Annotated in this window: 16 protein-coding genes and 1 tRNA gene; 6 read left to right on the top strand and 11 right to left on the bottom strand. The window is 65.4% G+C overall.

Translation table 11 applies throughout. The features are described 5' to 3' along the window. Window positions 1-58 precede the first annotated feature (58 nt). The 5 genes from ACFJGU_RS12925 (at window position 59) to ACFJGU_RS12905 (ending at window position 4,475) form a co-directional block, all read left to right on the top strand. Window positions 59-565: an Lrp/AsnC family transcriptional regulator gene (locus ACFJGU_RS12925; protein ID WP_382303911.1), complete on the top strand. Its 507-nt coding sequence runs from the start codon at window positions 59-61 to the stop codon at window positions 563-565. A 419-nt stretch (window positions 566-984) separates the two neighbouring features. Beyond that, the gene (locus ACFJGU_RS12920; RefSeq protein ID WP_382303910.1) at window positions 985-1,239 is read left to right on the top strand and encodes a hypothetical protein; all 255 of its coding nucleotides are present in this window, start codon (window positions 985-987) and stop codon (window positions 1,237-1,239) included. Continuing rightward, a complete protein-coding gene (locus ACFJGU_RS12915; RefSeq protein ID WP_382303909.1) occupies window positions 1,236-1,580 on the top strand; it encodes a hypothetical protein in 345 nt (114 codons plus the stop codon). The genes ACFJGU_RS12920 and ACFJGU_RS12915 overlap by 4 nt, the downstream gene beginning before the upstream one ends. A 101-nt stretch (window positions 1,581-1,681) precedes the next feature. Next, window positions 1,682-2,059, top strand: a complete 378-nt coding sequence (locus ACFJGU_RS12910; RefSeq protein WP_382303908.1) for a hypothetical protein — start codon at window positions 1,682-1,684, stop codon at window positions 2,057-2,059. A 574-nt stretch (window positions 2,060-2,633) separates the two neighbouring features. Further along, window positions 2,634-4,475 (top strand): hypothetical protein, encoded by a 1,842-nt coding sequence (locus tag ACFJGU_RS12905; protein WP_382303907.1) that lies wholly within the window; start codon window positions 2,634-2,636, stop codon window positions 4,473-4,475. On the opposite strand, the gene ACFJGU_RS12900 is transcribed toward ACFJGU_RS12905, so the two are convergent. The 9 genes from ACFJGU_RS12900 to ACFJGU_RS12860 form a co-directional block, all read right to left on the bottom strand. Further along, window positions 4,459-5,082 carry a hypothetical protein gene (locus tag ACFJGU_RS12900; RefSeq protein WP_382303906.1) on the bottom strand — a complete coding sequence of 208 codons (624 nt, stop codon included), beginning with the start codon at window positions 5,080-5,082 and terminating at the stop codon, window positions 4,459-4,461. The two genes, ACFJGU_RS12905 and ACFJGU_RS12900, sit on opposite strands and share 17 nt — an antisense overlap. A gap of 82 nt (window positions 5,083-5,164) precedes the next feature. Beyond that, the gene (locus tag ACFJGU_RS12895; protein ID WP_382303905.1) at window positions 5,165-5,332 is read right to left on the bottom strand and encodes a hypothetical protein; all 168 of its coding nucleotides are present in this window, start codon (window positions 5,330-5,332) and stop codon (window positions 5,165-5,167) included. Continuing rightward, entirely contained in the window at window positions 5,329-6,549 is a 1,221-nt protein-coding gene (locus ACFJGU_RS12890) for a tyrosine/phenylalanine carboxypeptidase domain-containing protein (RefSeq protein ID WP_382303904.1), read from the bottom strand. Before ACFJGU_RS12890 ends, ACFJGU_RS12895 begins: the two co-directional genes overlap by 4 nt. 199 nt (window positions 6,550-6,748) lie before the next feature. After that, window positions 6,749-7,135 (bottom strand): hypothetical protein, encoded by a 387-nt coding sequence (locus tag ACFJGU_RS12885; RefSeq protein WP_382303903.1) that lies wholly within the window; start codon window positions 7,133-7,135, stop codon window positions 6,749-6,751. Next, complete coding sequence (locus ACFJGU_RS12880; protein ID WP_382303902.1) at window positions 7,128-7,397, bottom strand: hypothetical protein; 270 nt, start codon at window positions 7,395-7,397, stop codon at window positions 7,128-7,130. The genes ACFJGU_RS12885 and ACFJGU_RS12880 overlap by 8 nt, the downstream gene beginning before the upstream one ends. A 587-nt stretch (window positions 7,398-7,984) precedes the next feature. After that, window positions 7,985-8,056: transfer RNA gene (locus ACFJGU_RS12875), tRNA-Arg, on the bottom strand. A gap of 27 nt (window positions 8,057-8,083) precedes the next feature. After that, on the bottom strand, window positions 8,084-8,581 hold the full coding sequence (locus tag ACFJGU_RS12870) for an HNH endonuclease (protein ID WP_382303901.1): 498 nt from the start codon (window positions 8,579-8,581) through the stop codon (window positions 8,084-8,086). A gap of 330 nt (window positions 8,582-8,911) precedes the next feature. Further along, a complete protein-coding gene (locus ACFJGU_RS12865) occupies window positions 8,912-9,715 on the bottom strand; it encodes a C40 family peptidase (protein WP_382303900.1) in 804 nt (267 codons plus the stop codon). Between the two features lie 485 nt (window positions 9,716-10,200). After that, entirely contained in the window at window positions 10,201-10,893 is a 693-nt protein-coding gene (locus ACFJGU_RS12860; RefSeq protein ID WP_382303899.1) for a metal-dependent transcriptional regulator, read from the bottom strand. 91 nt (window positions 10,894-10,984) lie between these two features. Here ACFJGU_RS12860 and serC point away from each other — a divergent pair, with 91 nt between their 5' ends. Next, the gene (gene serC / locus ACFJGU_RS12855; protein ID WP_382303898.1) at window positions 10,985-12,103 is read left to right on the top strand and encodes a phosphoserine transaminase; all 1,119 of its coding nucleotides are present in this window, start codon (window positions 10,985-10,987) and stop codon (window positions 12,101-12,103) included. Window positions 12,104-12,187: 84 nt separating this feature from the next. Here serC and ACFJGU_RS12850 read toward each other — a convergent pair whose 3' ends face one another. Continuing rightward, entirely contained in the window at window positions 12,188-12,934 is a 747-nt protein-coding gene (locus tag ACFJGU_RS12850; protein ID WP_382303897.1) for a DUF3027 domain-containing protein, read from the bottom strand. Further along, complete coding sequence (locus tag ACFJGU_RS12845; protein WP_092547621.1) at window positions 12,934-13,314, bottom strand: cold-shock protein; 381 nt, start codon at window positions 13,312-13,314, stop codon at window positions 12,934-12,936. Before ACFJGU_RS12845 ends, ACFJGU_RS12850 begins: the two co-directional genes overlap by 1 nt. Window positions 13,315-13,360 lie beyond the last annotated feature (46 nt).

Here is a 13,360-nt window from a genome sequence, read left to right as displayed (position 1 = left end):
TAGAGCTGGGTGAAATGACGCAGATTGCGCACTTCTCAAGGGATCGGAAGGCATCCGGATGGCCACGCTGAACACCGAGGACAGCCCCACCGGCCGGGCTCCCGGACGCACCGCCGACGCGATCGACGCCGCCATCCTGCGTCGACTCACCGACGACCCGGATGTCACGACCCTCGCCCTCGCCGAGAGCACCGGCCTGGCGCGCAACACGGTGCGCGCCCGCCTCGCCCGGTACAAGGCCGACGGCGCCTTGAAGTCGTTCGAACGACGGATCGATCCCGCCTTCCTCGGCTATCCCCTGCACGCCCACGTCATCACGAAGGTCACGCAGCGCAAGCTCACCTCCGTGGCCGAAGCCCTGGCCGGTATCCCCGAAGTCCTGGAGGTCAGCGGCCTCTCCGGCGTCGCCGATCTGCTCGTGCACGTGGTGGCGCGCGACGCCGAGGATCTCTACCGAGTGACCGGACGCATCCTCGCCGTCGATGGCGTGAAGCGCACGAACACCGGTCTCGTGATGCAGGAGCTGGTGGGCTACCGCGTCACCCAGCTCCTCGACGGCCCCTGAGCGGCGACTCGACGCGGCACCCGCGCGTCTGGACGTCGCGCACGCCGTGCTCCAGACTTTGGGAAGGCGCGTCGCCGATGCCGCGTCCGAGGAGCTGATGATGAACCCCCTCCCCTCTTGGCGGGACACCTCGACGCGGGCCGCGATCGTCGACTTCGTCGACGCGGTCACCACAGGACCGGACGCGCTGCCGATCGCCGAGCGGATAGCCGTCTTCGACAACGACGGCACGCTCTGGACCGAGAAGCCGATGCCCACGCAGCTGCACTTCATCGTGCAACAGTGGGCTGCCGCCGCGGCCGCCGATCCTGCGCTCGCCGCCACCCAGCCTTACAAGGCGGCCGCGACCGGCGACCTCGCTTGGCTCGGCGCGGCGGTCGACAGCCACTACGCCGGCGACGACACGGCCCCTGCACACCATGATCGGCGCCATCCTGAAGGCCACCGAGGGCTGGAGCGTCACCGAATACGAATCCGTCGTCTCGGCGTTCTACCGCGAAGCGAAGCACCTCACGCTGGGCACGGCGTATTCAGGCGTGGTGTACGTGCCGATGATCGAGTTGCTGCACCATCTCGAGGATGCCGGGTTCACGAACTACATCGTGTCCGGTGGCGACCGCGACTTCATGCGGCCCATCTCGCAGGACTACTACGCATCCCGTCGGAACGGGTGATCGGGTCGGCGGTCGGCCTTGAGTACGACGCCGAGGCGAACGAGGTGAGGTACGGCAACACCTTCTCCTTCCTCGACGACGGCCCCGAGAAGCCGATCCGCATCTGGACCAGGATCGGCCGCCGCCCGGTGCTCGCCTGCGGCAACTCGAACGGCGACGTGCCGATGCTGCGCTTCGTGCAGAAGCACCCGCGCTCGCTGAGCCTGCTCGTTCATCACGACGACCCCGACCGCGATGACCCGCCCTACGACAAGGGCGCCGAACTCGCCCTGGCGGCCCCGGGCATCACCACGATCTCGGTGCGCGACGACTGGTCGACCATCTTCCCCGCGCCGGCCTGATCGTGCATGGTCTTGGTGACCTCGTTCCCTCGGCCCACGAGTTCACTGCACCGGTGCGCCGCCAGAGCACGCTGCCGGACCTCCGATTCCACCGTGCCGAGTTGAGCGACGACGATGTGACCGTGGTCGATGGGCTTCCGGTAACCACAGTGGTGCGCACAGCCGCCGACCTCGCTGCGTCATTTCTGGATTCCGACCATCTTGCCGGCGTTCTGTCCGCCGCGGTCGAGAATTTAGATGTCGATGTCGAGGAGCTCGCGCAGGCGCTCTCCCCCTATGCCACGCGCTACGGCTTCGACTCCGGCCGAGCGCCTCTCGCAGAGGTTGCACCCGGATACGTGGCAGCTGCGCTCGGCAGGGCAGTTCGCATGGTCGCCGCACGCTCACCTCGACTTCGGAAGCAGGCCCTGAAGCTACTCGCAAAGCCCGATGGCATGAAGACGCTCGTGACATTTCTCGAAGAGCGCCTCGCTTCATAAGGCACTCCAACACTGGCAAGGAACCACTTGGCACTAACAACGATGCAGCTAGCGAGCCTCGCTCGATCACTTCAGGCCAAGCTGATCCACAAGCAGCGCCAGCGTGTCTGCGCAGAACAAAAAGTGGGCACCGAGCCTGTGCTCGGCGCCCACTTTATTGTTGAGATAGATCGTCGCGTTACTTCTTGATCTGTTGCGTCTGAAGGTTCTTCAGGCGAAGATCGGCCTCGATCGCTCGACGGCGCTCCTCCTCGCGCCGGCGACGCTCCTTCTCGGCTTCCTTGATCATGCGCACCTCCGAGTGAGGAGGAGGCGAACCGACCAGATTCGGTGGGAGATCGGAAAACATGTGCTGCTCCCTTCGGGTTGTTAATCCACCGTAGAGCGACGCGTTCCGACATCATCCAATAAATCAGTTAGCGTGCGACATCTCGCAGAGTGGGCTTCGATCTCGCCTGAAGAGGGTCAAACACCGCCGATTGGGGTGCGAGATTCCGGTCGCCGTGACTGAAGGGCCGCACGTGCGATTGAATGCTCACAGCGAGATGTCGCGGGGAGTGAGCTTGGGGGAGCTGTGAACGATACCGACGAGCAGGATGTGCGGCACCGATTGACGCCAGAAGGCGGTCAGAAGTGGCTCGACCGAATCGAGCACGATGCTCTAGTGAGCGGCTGGCCGTCGCGCTCGGCCTGGTGCAAGGATGTGGATATCGCCCTGTCGACTATTGGCGGTCAGCCGGATAGCAGCCGACTCCCGATGATCGACATCCTATTTAAGGTCTCCGAAACGCTGGGCTACTCCGTCGCTGAACAGGTGGCCGACCTTTGTGGGCGCCGTCTTGAGCAGATTGCTCCGCCTGATCCTTTCGACGTAGCGCACGTGTCGATGCTTGACCTACACGACCGCCTCGATTCTGCGCTCGGCTCGGTTGGTAATAGGCGCCCTACGATCACGGACATCACCCGCTCGGTACTCAACTCCAGTCACGGCGACCACTCACTCCCCGACGGAGCCAGTCCTTACGGCCGGTGGCGAGCCCGCCTGTTCGACGTGCCGATGGGTTGGCTCTTCCCGCACGTCGGTTACCACGGGGTGGAGTTCATGCGCTGGTACGGCCCTGGCCGCGGTCGCGAATCTGATACCTATCCCGCCGCTGCGTGGTGGGAGAACCCGCCACGTAAGTATTCCCGTGAACGGATACGCGGGTATGTGCCGAAGATCTGGTCGCTCAACAAAGTACCCGAGCAGTTCGCAGGCAACCAATCCGAGTGGAAATCCTTTCGTCTCGAGCGCCTCGAACTTCTCGCCCGAATGCAGAGCCTCTACCCCCGCGCCGATCTCAGCCCATACGGAGGCTATGGCCGGAGTTTCCGAGCCCTACTTCGGCACAGCGACGGGTCGTCCTTGCGCCACATCTTTACTCAGCAGGCGTCGTGGAGTCGGCCCGAGCCCGCTCGTGGACAGCGGTGCATCGATGACGACATCCGTCTCGTAGTCATTGCGGGTCCATCGAGTGTGCGGCCAGTGCCGGTGGCTAGCCTCATCGGCGAGGCGCTTGGGTGGGAGAGCGTTGGTTTCCGAACCATTCAGGCGACGCTTACGGGTGTGCGGCCGATCAACAGCCAGAGCGACGACGTGCTCGATGGTGGGCGCGACAATACGTGGCGTCGCGCCCGCATGCTCGCCCAGAAGCGAGACCACGTGATGCTCATTCACGCGAACGTCAACTACCTACTTCAAGAAATTAACGGTGACCTCGAACTAACGGCGCCGGCACGCGAACTGCTTGACGACCCCTCCGTGCTCATCGTGTTCCTCCGGCCAGCGGACGGGTCAGGCTCGGCTGCAACGTGGGAAGCCCGGTCACGGGGAAATACCTTGAGTGGGAATGTCTCATCGAGCCAAACGGCTGCCTGGGCCCAGCGCGCAGCCGAGGTCATGAAAGACGCGGCTCGACCTCGCGCCAGGCTCATGACCATCGAGATCCAGCCCACATACATTCATTGGGGCGACGCGTACATCACCCCCGAAGAGGAGCTCGAATATCTGTGGCATCCGACCGTCGGCGATCTGGACGTGCGGGTTGCTGCGGAAGTGGCACACGTTCTTGCACACGGGCGCGAGGTCGGTCAGGTTTCCCCCCAGCAGCTCCGCGACAACCTGCGTGCCTTGGACGAGAAATCAACCGTGGGGAGATACGCAGACCAGATCTTCGCTGCTACTTCCCGCCGCGGACGTCATGCCGTGCCGTGGAATCGCGCGCAGGAAGCTGCCGGATGGACCGCGACGTCCATATGGGATGACCGGTTCGCCATGCCTCCCCGCAAAGATGACAAAGCAGTGGTGCACCAGTTCGGCTCCGCAGTGACCCGGCTGGTGTCCAGCGCTTCGCCGTGGCTCACGGAACCGTCGTGAATGTCCCACACCTACCTACTTGGCAAGGGTCGATCCGATAGGCGTCGCGTTCGAGCAATACCTCAAACATTGGCGTACCTGAGGCAACATCGGTGAGCACAATACTGTCTGGCAGTGGTGCAGTCTTTCCGATGAAGATCGCAGCGGTGATCACGCAGTAGGAGCCGCTGGCACCAATGATCGTCCGCCGCCCGCACTGTTGCGACGGTCCGATCATCAACGCTTTGCCGCTGACGACACCCACGACACTGTCCGTTGAATTGACCTCCCACCTGGGTGACGCTTCATCGGTTCGGGTGGTCTGAGTCGTCGTGACGCCTGGCGGCTCGAGCTTCCACCGCGCAATGACCGAGGTGTCTGGCACGACATCCAGTGCGGTCGTCGCCTCGATCTTCACGATGAGGAATGTGCCGTCACGCCCGACGACGGACCACGCAGTCGCGATGGCTCCCGTACCGTCGGGCATCGGCGTGGCGCTGTCCATGTCCCCAGGGACCTTCCCCTCCGGGTAGTGCAGGTAGCTCAACGCCCATGAGGTGGCGGGAAATGCTGCGATGGGGGAGAAAGCCGGTGCCGCCAGGCCGATCGCAAGCAGGGACAGAAGCACGATGGCGGTTCCCCGACGCCTCCAGCGGCGACCCACCGTTGCATCTGCAGCGGCACGAAGGCGCATGAGATCATCCGCTAGATCAGACATTCGTCTCACCATTGCGACGTTGGATTGCCTGCAGCGCTGTTGCCATTATCTGTTCGAACCGCTCAGGATGAATCGCCACTAACTCGATCGCCTCTTGCGTGATGACGCCTACGTCCAGCAGCGCACGACGCGCCTGCGCCTCCAGCTCGTGGGGGCTCACGGCCGGTTACCGGTCTCAAGGAAGAGCCCGCCGAAGCGCCGCGAGGTTCCGAGCCCCCATTTCGTCGCCTGGAGCACCGCTAGGTCCCCCGGATGCAGTGCCAGATGTCGCTCAAGCGACGCCGTGCCACGGCGATAGATCACGTCCTTGGAGTAGGCGCCGGGCTGGTCAGGGTGCCTGAGCCCTCGTTTGACCCGCACCGCGATCGCGGCCGCCTCGGACGGGCTCACCCAGCGCAGCAGCTCCTCGTGCACCGCGTCGATACCCGCACGATTCGCGATCTCGACGGCGATCAAGCGCGCGGCGTACCGGCGCTCCACGGCTGGTCGATGGACACCATGACGTTGTTCGGCCAGTATCGCCATCGCCTCTTCGATCTCCGGCGCGTCCGCACCCAAGGCCACTGAAGCGAGCATGTCGGGACGCCCCAAGGCGCGACGTCCTCGAGCTACGTGGCCGAAGACCTCGTGGACGATGAGACGCTCGAGCGACTGCTCGCTGTCCACGCGTGTCGGGTCGACGTAAAGCACCCTGCGTTCATGTGAAGTCGAGGCGATGGCGGCGCCATTCGCACGTTCTTCGACTTTCCACTCCGGGGCGACCGACGCGAGGGCGGCGGCGAAGCGTTCAAGGATCTCCGTGCGAGGCGGTGCCGGGCGGTCGCTGTGGACCATCGTGTGGCGGTCGAGCACCTCAATGGCCGCCGCGAGCTCGGTGCCGTCAGGCGTGGGCCAACGCGCTGACCATACGTGCGCCAGTTCGTCGTCCGCGATCGACTGGTCGTGCAATGCGCCAAGATGCTGCCAGCCTCGGCGCACCTCAGCGAGGTGCATCGCGACCGCCTCCGCCATGGGATGGTCGGTTGGGATCTGTGACTCGGCGTGGTCCACCATTTCCAGCGCGCCGACGACGTCGACCGGTGCAAACGTCCATGTACTGACTCCCGCGCGGCCGGTCGCCGTCAGCGACTGGCGCGCCTGCGTCGCCTCGATCGGGAGGGGATGCGTCGCGCGGCGCGCCGCAAGGAGAAGGGATTGGAACAGTTCGCCTCCGCGCCGCCACCAGGCTTCGCGTACTGCGGCTCCGGATGCTGCGTTCAGGTTGTCGCAGATCGCCGCGAGGGCGTTTTCTGTGTGATCGGTGGCCAGCCCGTGTGTCGTTCCTGATGTGGTGTAACGTGCGGCGAAGGCGGATGCGAGTGCGTCACGGTCGCTCATCGGTGCTCCTTCGGGTCATCGGTCCCACTGTGGGCGGACCGGATTGCGGCGATGTAGGCCTCGTACGAGCGGGCCGCGTGGCTACGATGCGCGATTCCTGCGATCACCGTGCCCGAGCGTGCGGCCGACAACCATAAGTCGCCCTCGGCTGCACGCACGCGTGCGTGCAGCCGCGGGTCGGCGGTTGAAGCAGGGTCGGTCACCGGCGAAGACCGGAGATGTGGCTACCCGCAACAGCATTGATCTGCGGAGCGAGAACCGCAACGGCATCGACGATCAGGAGCTGCGTCACCGGGTCGGCAGCGCTGTGTGCTGCCGAGGCGATCGCCCCCACGGCCGTGTTGACCTGGATGGTGGTTTCAGCAATGGCTCCCGCCGCGGCGACCGACGAGCGGCCGTGCGAGGCGGCGTCGGCGATGCGCTGGTGCTCGAGAGCGCCGCGATGGGCCGCATCCCGCACCTGCACCTCGTACCCGCGCTCGCGCTCGATGTCTTCCCGACGGTGAGTCCAGGCCGTGGTTCCCGGAATGCGGGCGAGCAAAGAATCGGACGGACGGTCGGGCTGGTACTGCGTGATCTCAGACATTCTTCTCTCCATTTCGATGTGTTGACGATGCGCTGAAAGCGTTGCTCAGTTCGGCAACGCGCAAAGCGCGATTCATGGCAAGGGCATCGAACACGTCGGCGTGACGCCGCGCATCCGCTCTCTCCGCCTCGAAGCGCCGTCCCGACAACTCGGTCGCGGCGGTGTGGCTCTGCGCGATCGCTTGCTGTGAATGCGCAACTGCGGTGGTCGCCGCATAAGACGCCATGCGCTCGTCGTGCGCGGCTCGCTGTTCTTCGTCCATCTCACTTCCTCCATCTACGAGGTGATGCCGGTCCGACGACCCGCGGATGCGAGTCACGACAACTGTGCCAGCCGCCACCTCCGGCCTGCCGGGGCGCAGGAGTGTCTGTGCGAGAACTCGTCAGGCGTCCGCTGGGTGGCGAAGGATCCGCGGAAACAAGCGCTTCTCTGCCGCGCAACCAACGCTTTGTTGGACGAAAAGTCGCACGGCTAGTGACGGCGTGGACGTGACACCTGTCGCATCGTCAGATGACGTGCATCTTCACGATTCCTAGGCGGGTGTTCGCTCCGGAGCCGCAGTCGCACTGTGTCGATTCCTTCTCGGCGGGAACGCGCTGCTCATTCGGACTAGCGGCAGACGGTTCACGCAAGACATCGACGTAGCCGCTTTCGCGAGCCCGATCCCCCACGGATCCGAGGGCTCATCGCCTTGCGCTCCTTCGCCGCCGAAACCGCACCGGTACCGGTACGATTTCGGCACGAACGCGCTCACCAGAAGAGAAAAGTGTGGGCAAACGCGAGTTCGAAGCGAGAGCAGATGGCTTCAGATCCGCGGAATCACGCGGATCTGAGCACCTCACAAAACGGTGCCCCTGGAGGGACTCGAACCCCCAACCTGCTCCTTAGGACGGAGTCGCTCTTCCATTGAGCTACAGAGGCTGACCTGACGAGTTTAGCGGGTGCCCGTCACGCCGCCGCGGCGAGGAACGTCTCCCATTGCGGCTCGGCCTTCTCGGCGCCCTTGATCGACCAGCCGGCCTGGTGCGGCATCCGGGGCGAGAAACGCAACGACCAGCCCATCTCGGCCGGCGTGCGATCGCCTTTCACGTTGTTGCAGCGCAGGCAGCAGGCCACCAGGTTCTCCCAGGTGTCCTTGCCCCCTCGGGAGCGCGGCTGCACGTGGTCGATCGTGGTGGCCGACGAACCGCAGTAGCCACAGCGCTGATTGTCGCGGCGTAGCACCCCGCGGCGGGAGACCGGCATCATCCGGTTCATGGGCACCCGCACGTAACGGGTGAGCAGGATGACCGCCGGTCGTTCGTAGGCACCCGAGGTGCCGAAGACCGGATGCTCGTCGTCGCTCGCCAGGACGCGCGCCTTCTCGTTCAGGACGAGGACGAGCGCCCGCTTGAACGAGACGACTCCGAGCGGTTCATATCCTGCGTTGAGTACCAGTGTTCGCATGCTCTCCCTTTCGAAGAGACCTGGACGGCTTCCAGGTGTTCGATGATTCACATGTCGACGACGGGATCGGGAGACGAACGGGCAACAAAAAAGGCGCCGTCACAATGACAGCGCCTTACTCGCAGAGACCAGTATCTGGCTCTGACTCAGTCCACTCGTGTGCCTGCGCACGAGCAGCAGGAGGCGATCCGTGGTGCGGATGCTCCTACCCTGTGTCATCAGGCTCTCCAGATCTCGAGGACGATCAGAGCAACAGGTTACGACACAATCGGCGTGCCACATATTCGTGGCACGCCGATTCATGTGTCGGTAACGAAGTGTTTACACGCCCTAGGCGACGATCCGCACGAAGTAGTAGCTTCCCCAGACCGGGCGGTGCTCGACGTAACGACCCCAGTCGGGCGAGTCGATCATCGTGCCGTCGCCGGCGTAGATGCCGATGTGACCGATCGGGTAGACCATGAGGTCTCCGGCCTGCGCATCTTCGGGAGCGATCGGGATGCCCATGGCGGCCTGGTTGCTCACCGTGCGCGGCAGGTAGATGCCGAACGCGCCGAAGACGTACTGGGTGAGCCCGTCGCAGCCGAAGCTCGTGTCGGGGCTGGCGCCGCTGCCGTAGGGTACGACGCCGACGAACTGCTCGGCGAACGCCACGATGGCAGCACCGCTGTAGGAACCCGAGGGCGGGTTGACCGTGAACGCACCGGAGGTCGCGGTGGCACCCTTGGCGGCCGTGGACGCGGCGGCGTCGGCGGCGCGGTTCGCGGCCTCGGTGGCGGCCACCGCGGCTGCGGCGGCCTCACGGGCGGCGGCGAGCTCTTCGGTGGTGGGAGCCTTGTAGTTGTCGCGGCTGATCGCGAGGGCAGCCGAGGCGTCGGGCACCTCGAGCGTCTGCGCGCCGCTGAGCGAGGCATCCGTCGCGACTCCGTTGTCGAAGTTGCCACCGCCGCCGAAAGCATAGGCCGGAAGCGCCATGGTGGCGACGAGGGCGGCCGCGAAGGTCATCACGACCACGCTGACGGCGCCCTTCTTCGTGGGCTTCTTGAATCGGGGAACCCGGATGCCGGGACCGCGCTTCTCCGGCACCGCGGACGCCTTCGCGACCACAGCAGCCTGGGGCAGGGCGAGCTCCAAGGCCTTCGCCGCCTCGGGGGCACGGGCGATGTCGCCGGGCGCAGACGCCTGGGGCAGAGCAACCTTCGCCAGGACGAGGTCTGTGCCAGGCGTGATCGGCTCCGTCGTCGCCGACGCCGCTGCCTCACGAGCACGAGCCTCGGCCTCACGCCACTCCCGCCGCGAAAGCGGCTGAGGGGCGTCTGAAGCGGAAGGTGTCTCGGGTCTATTCGGGTTTTCGGGGTTTCGCTCGGAATCGAGCGACTCACCATATGGGGCCAAAATATAATCCTCCGGCACCTCTCGCAGCTAGGGCACTGCTCCCGTCCACACCGAATTGCGTGCGTAGTCAATGACCAAGAGACGGGAATCGAGGTGTCTTGGCCCGCGTCCCCGACCGTCAGGTGGTGCTGGGACTCGTTAGAGAATACGGGAGGGTTCGGGCTTTGTCACTTCGCAACCCGCCTTTTTTAACAATTCCGTAACGCTGCATCCGCTCGAAGGATTTAGATACCAACGAATATATGGCTCGCGACCTCATTGGGCAGTTCGAGCCCTTCAGCGAAACCTTCAACCTCGACTAGAACGTAGGAACCGACCGAGGTGAACGCGGCCGTCGCCCCGGGAACGATGCCCGACTGCTTCAGTTGCAGCAGGAGTTCGGGATCGACCTGAGCGGGTTCGCCGAGACGGCGGATGGTCTTGGTCTGCGGTCCGACGGCGCCGTGCACCAGGGTCACGATGTTCACCACGCCCTTGGTGAACGGGATGGCCGCGGCCTCGCCGAAGGCGTCGAGACCCGGGATCGGGTTGCCGTAGGGCGACTCCGTCGGGTGATCGAGCATGTCGAGGATGCGACGCTCCACCTGCTCGCTCATCACATGCTCCCAGCGACATGCCTCCTCGTGCACGAGCTCCCACTCGAGGCCGATCACATCGCTCAGGAGACGCTCCGCGAGGCGGTGCTTGCGCATCACGGAGATGGCCTTGCGACGGCCGACCTCGGTGAGCTCGAGATGGCGGTCGAGCGACACCACGACGAGGCCGTCGCGCTCCATCCGGCCCACCGTCTGCGACACGGTGGGGCCCGAGTGGCCGAGACGCTCCGAGATGCGGGCACGAAGAGGATTGATGTTCTCCTCCTCGAGCTCGAGGATCGTGCGGAGATACATCTCGGTGGTGTCGATGAGATCTGCCAATGAATGCTCCTAGGCCTTGTGAGGCGTACCTAACCCAGCCTACTGTTTCGGCGTGCGACCCGGGCCCTTGCGCGTCGATACTATTGACCCCATGGCCGAGATCCAGATTCCCACCGATCGCCTGCCCACCGACGGCCGTTTCGGCTGCGGGCCCTCCAAGGTCCGGGCCGCACAGCTCGAAGACCTGGTGACGCGCGGCGCCTCCCTGCTCGGCACGAGCCACCGCCAGGCGCCCGTGAAGAACCTGGTGGGCTCGGTCCGATCCGGTCTCTCGACGCTGTTCTCCCTTCCCGAGGGCTACGAGGTCGTGCTCGGCAACGGCGGCTCGACCGCATTCTGGGACGCCGCGGCGTTCGGCCTGATCGAGAAGCGCGCCGAGAACCTCTCCTTCGGCGAGTTCGGATCGAAGTTCGCGGCTGCGGCCGCCGCCCCGTGGCTCGAAGCGCCGCACGTCGTGAAGTCGGAGGCGGGCAGCCGCGGTTCGGTCGAGGTCATCGAGGGCGTCGACGTCTACGCCTGGCCCCACAACGAGACGAGCACGGGCGTCATGGCCCCGGTCACGCGCGTGCACGGCGACGCCGGCGCACTCACCGTGGTCGACGCCACGAGCGCCGCCGGAGGAGTCTCCTTCGATGCCTCCGAGGCGGATGTCTACTACTTCGCCCCGCAGAAGAACTTCGCCAGCGACGGTGGCCTGTGGTTCGCCCTCTTCTCCCCGTCCGCGCTCGAGCGGGTGGAGCGGGTCGCCGCATCCGGTCGTTACATTCCGGAGTTCCTCAGCCTGAAGAACGCGGTCGACAACTCGCGTCTCAACCAGACGCTCAACACCCCGGCCATCGCGACCCTGGTGCTGCTGGAGAACCAGATCGACTGGATCAACGGCAACGGCGGGCTCGACTGGGCCTCGGCGCGCACCGCCGAGTCGTCGTCGGCGCTCTACGACTGGGCATCGGGTGTCTCGTACGCGACGCCGTTCGTGGCCGATCCGGCACACCGCTCACAGGTGGTCGTCACCATCGACTTCGACGACACGGTGGATGCCGCGGCGGTCGCCAAGGCCCTCCGGGCGAACGGCATCGTCGACACCGAGCCCTACCGCAAGCTCGGCCGCAACCAGCTCCGTGTCGCGACCTTCGTGTCGATCGAGCCCGACGACGTGCGGGCGCTCATCTCCTCGATCGAGTACGTGGTGGAGCACCTGGCCGACTGACCTGGTCGCGTCGAGAAACGCAAACGTCGCTCGCACCGCGCCCATAGGGGCGTCGGATCGAGCGACGTTTGCGTTTCCGAACGGTCAGCGACTCGACCAGGGGCCTTCGGCGTGCGGGTCGTCGTCGAGGTCATCGTCCGACTCGTCATCGTCGGGCTCGTCGTCGCCCTCGGGCTCGTCGTCGGCGGCCGATTCCTCGGCCTCGGCGGCGGCCTCGAGCTCGTCGTCGTCGGTCACGTGGTCGTCGATGTCGATGCCGTCGTCGAGGTCGAGACCGTCGTCGAGGTCGTGGTCGTCGTCCTCATCGGCGTCGGGGTCGTCGGAGTCGTCGTCATCGAGGTCGTCGTCATCCGACTCGCCGTCGGCGGCGGTGGCCTCGGCGAGCTCCTGGGCGAGCGTGTACTCGGCCAGACGCTCAGACCACGGCACCCAGTCGGGCGCGATGAGTGCGTTCTCACCCGGCAGCATCTCGATCTCGAGCACGGTCGGCTCGGAGGACTCGTCGACGCGCGACACCGTGACGGTCCAGTGCCAGCCCGGGTACCCCGCGAGCTTCGACTCGAAGTGCAGGCTCAGCACGTGGTCTTCGTCGGCGATCGAACCGACGACATCGCCGATGGATGCCGCGGGCGTGATCTCGAGCAGAGCGGCGCGCGCCAGATCGACGGATGCCAGCAGCACCTCGTCGACGACCGGGGCCGGTTTCTCGGCAGGCTCGCCCAGAGCCTCCGCCGCGTCATCCTGGCCCTCGCCGGACGCGTTCACGGTCTCGTCGACCGGCGCATCGGAGGAGGGATCCTCCACGAAGTCGACGGAGTCGTCGGACGCCACTAGGCGTCCAGCTCGTCGGCGACCTTGCGGAGCAGAGCCGCGATCTTGCGACTGTGCGCGTTGTCGGGGTAGCGACCGCGCTTGAGGTTACCGCCGATCGAATCGAGCACCTTCACCAGGTCTTCGATGATCACCGCCATGTCGTCGGCCGGCTTGCGCGCCAGCTTCTGCAGGCTCGGGGGCGCCTCGAGCACCCGCACCGAGAGCGCCTGTGCGCCGCGCTTGCCGTCGGCGATGCCGAACTCGAGCTTCGAGCCCGCCTTCACCGTGACACCCGCGGGCAGGGCTGACGCGTGCAGGAACACTTCCTGGCCGTCATCGGAACTGATGAAGCCGAAGCCCTTCTCGTCGTCGTAGAACTTGACCTTGCCGGTGGGCATCGTGAATCTCCTCGTGTAATCGGCCCGAATACCTCTCGTGGCCACT

Origin of the sequence: Herbiconiux sp. UC225_62 (assembly GCF_042694625.1) — a bacterium.
GTDB lineage: Bacteria > Actinomycetota > Actinomycetes > Actinomycetales > Microbacteriaceae > Herbiconiux.
Note: the sequence above shows the minus strand (reverse complement) of the source record. Positions and strands in the feature narration are given on the sequence as shown.

What these genes read in the sequence shown, in the direction of transcription:
- ACFJGU_RS12925 (WP_382303911.1), top strand. Translation starts at nt 59, where the DNA reads ATGGCCACGCTGAACACCGAGGACAGCCCCACCGGCCGGGCTCCCGGA.
- ACFJGU_RS12920 (WP_382303910.1), top strand. Translation starts at nt 985, where the DNA reads ATGATCGGCGCCATCCTGAAGGCCACCGAGGGCTGGAGCGTCACCGAA.
- ACFJGU_RS12890 (WP_382303904.1), bottom strand. Translation starts at nt 6,549, where the DNA reads ATGAGCGACCGTGACGCACTCGCATCCGCCTTCGCCGCACGTTACACC.
- ACFJGU_RS12885 (WP_382303903.1), bottom strand. Translation starts at nt 7,135, where the DNA reads ATGTCTGAGATCACGCAGTACCAGCCCGACCGTCCGTCCGATTCTTTG.
- ACFJGU_RS12880 (WP_382303902.1), bottom strand. Translation starts at nt 7,397, where the DNA reads ATGGACGAAGAACAGCGAGCCGCGCACGACGAGCGCATGGCGTCTTAT.
- ACFJGU_RS12870 (WP_382303901.1), bottom strand. Translation starts at nt 8,581, where the DNA reads ATGCGAACACTGGTACTCAACGCAGGATATGAACCGCTCGGAGTCGTC.
- serC (WP_382303898.1), top strand. Translation starts at nt 10,985, where the DNA reads ATGGCCGAGATCCAGATTCCCACCGATCGCCTGCCCACCGACGGCCGT.
- ACFJGU_RS12845 (WP_092547621.1), bottom strand. Translation starts at nt 13,314, where the DNA reads ATGCCCACCGGCAAGGTCAAGTTCTACGACGACGAGAAGGGCTTCGGC.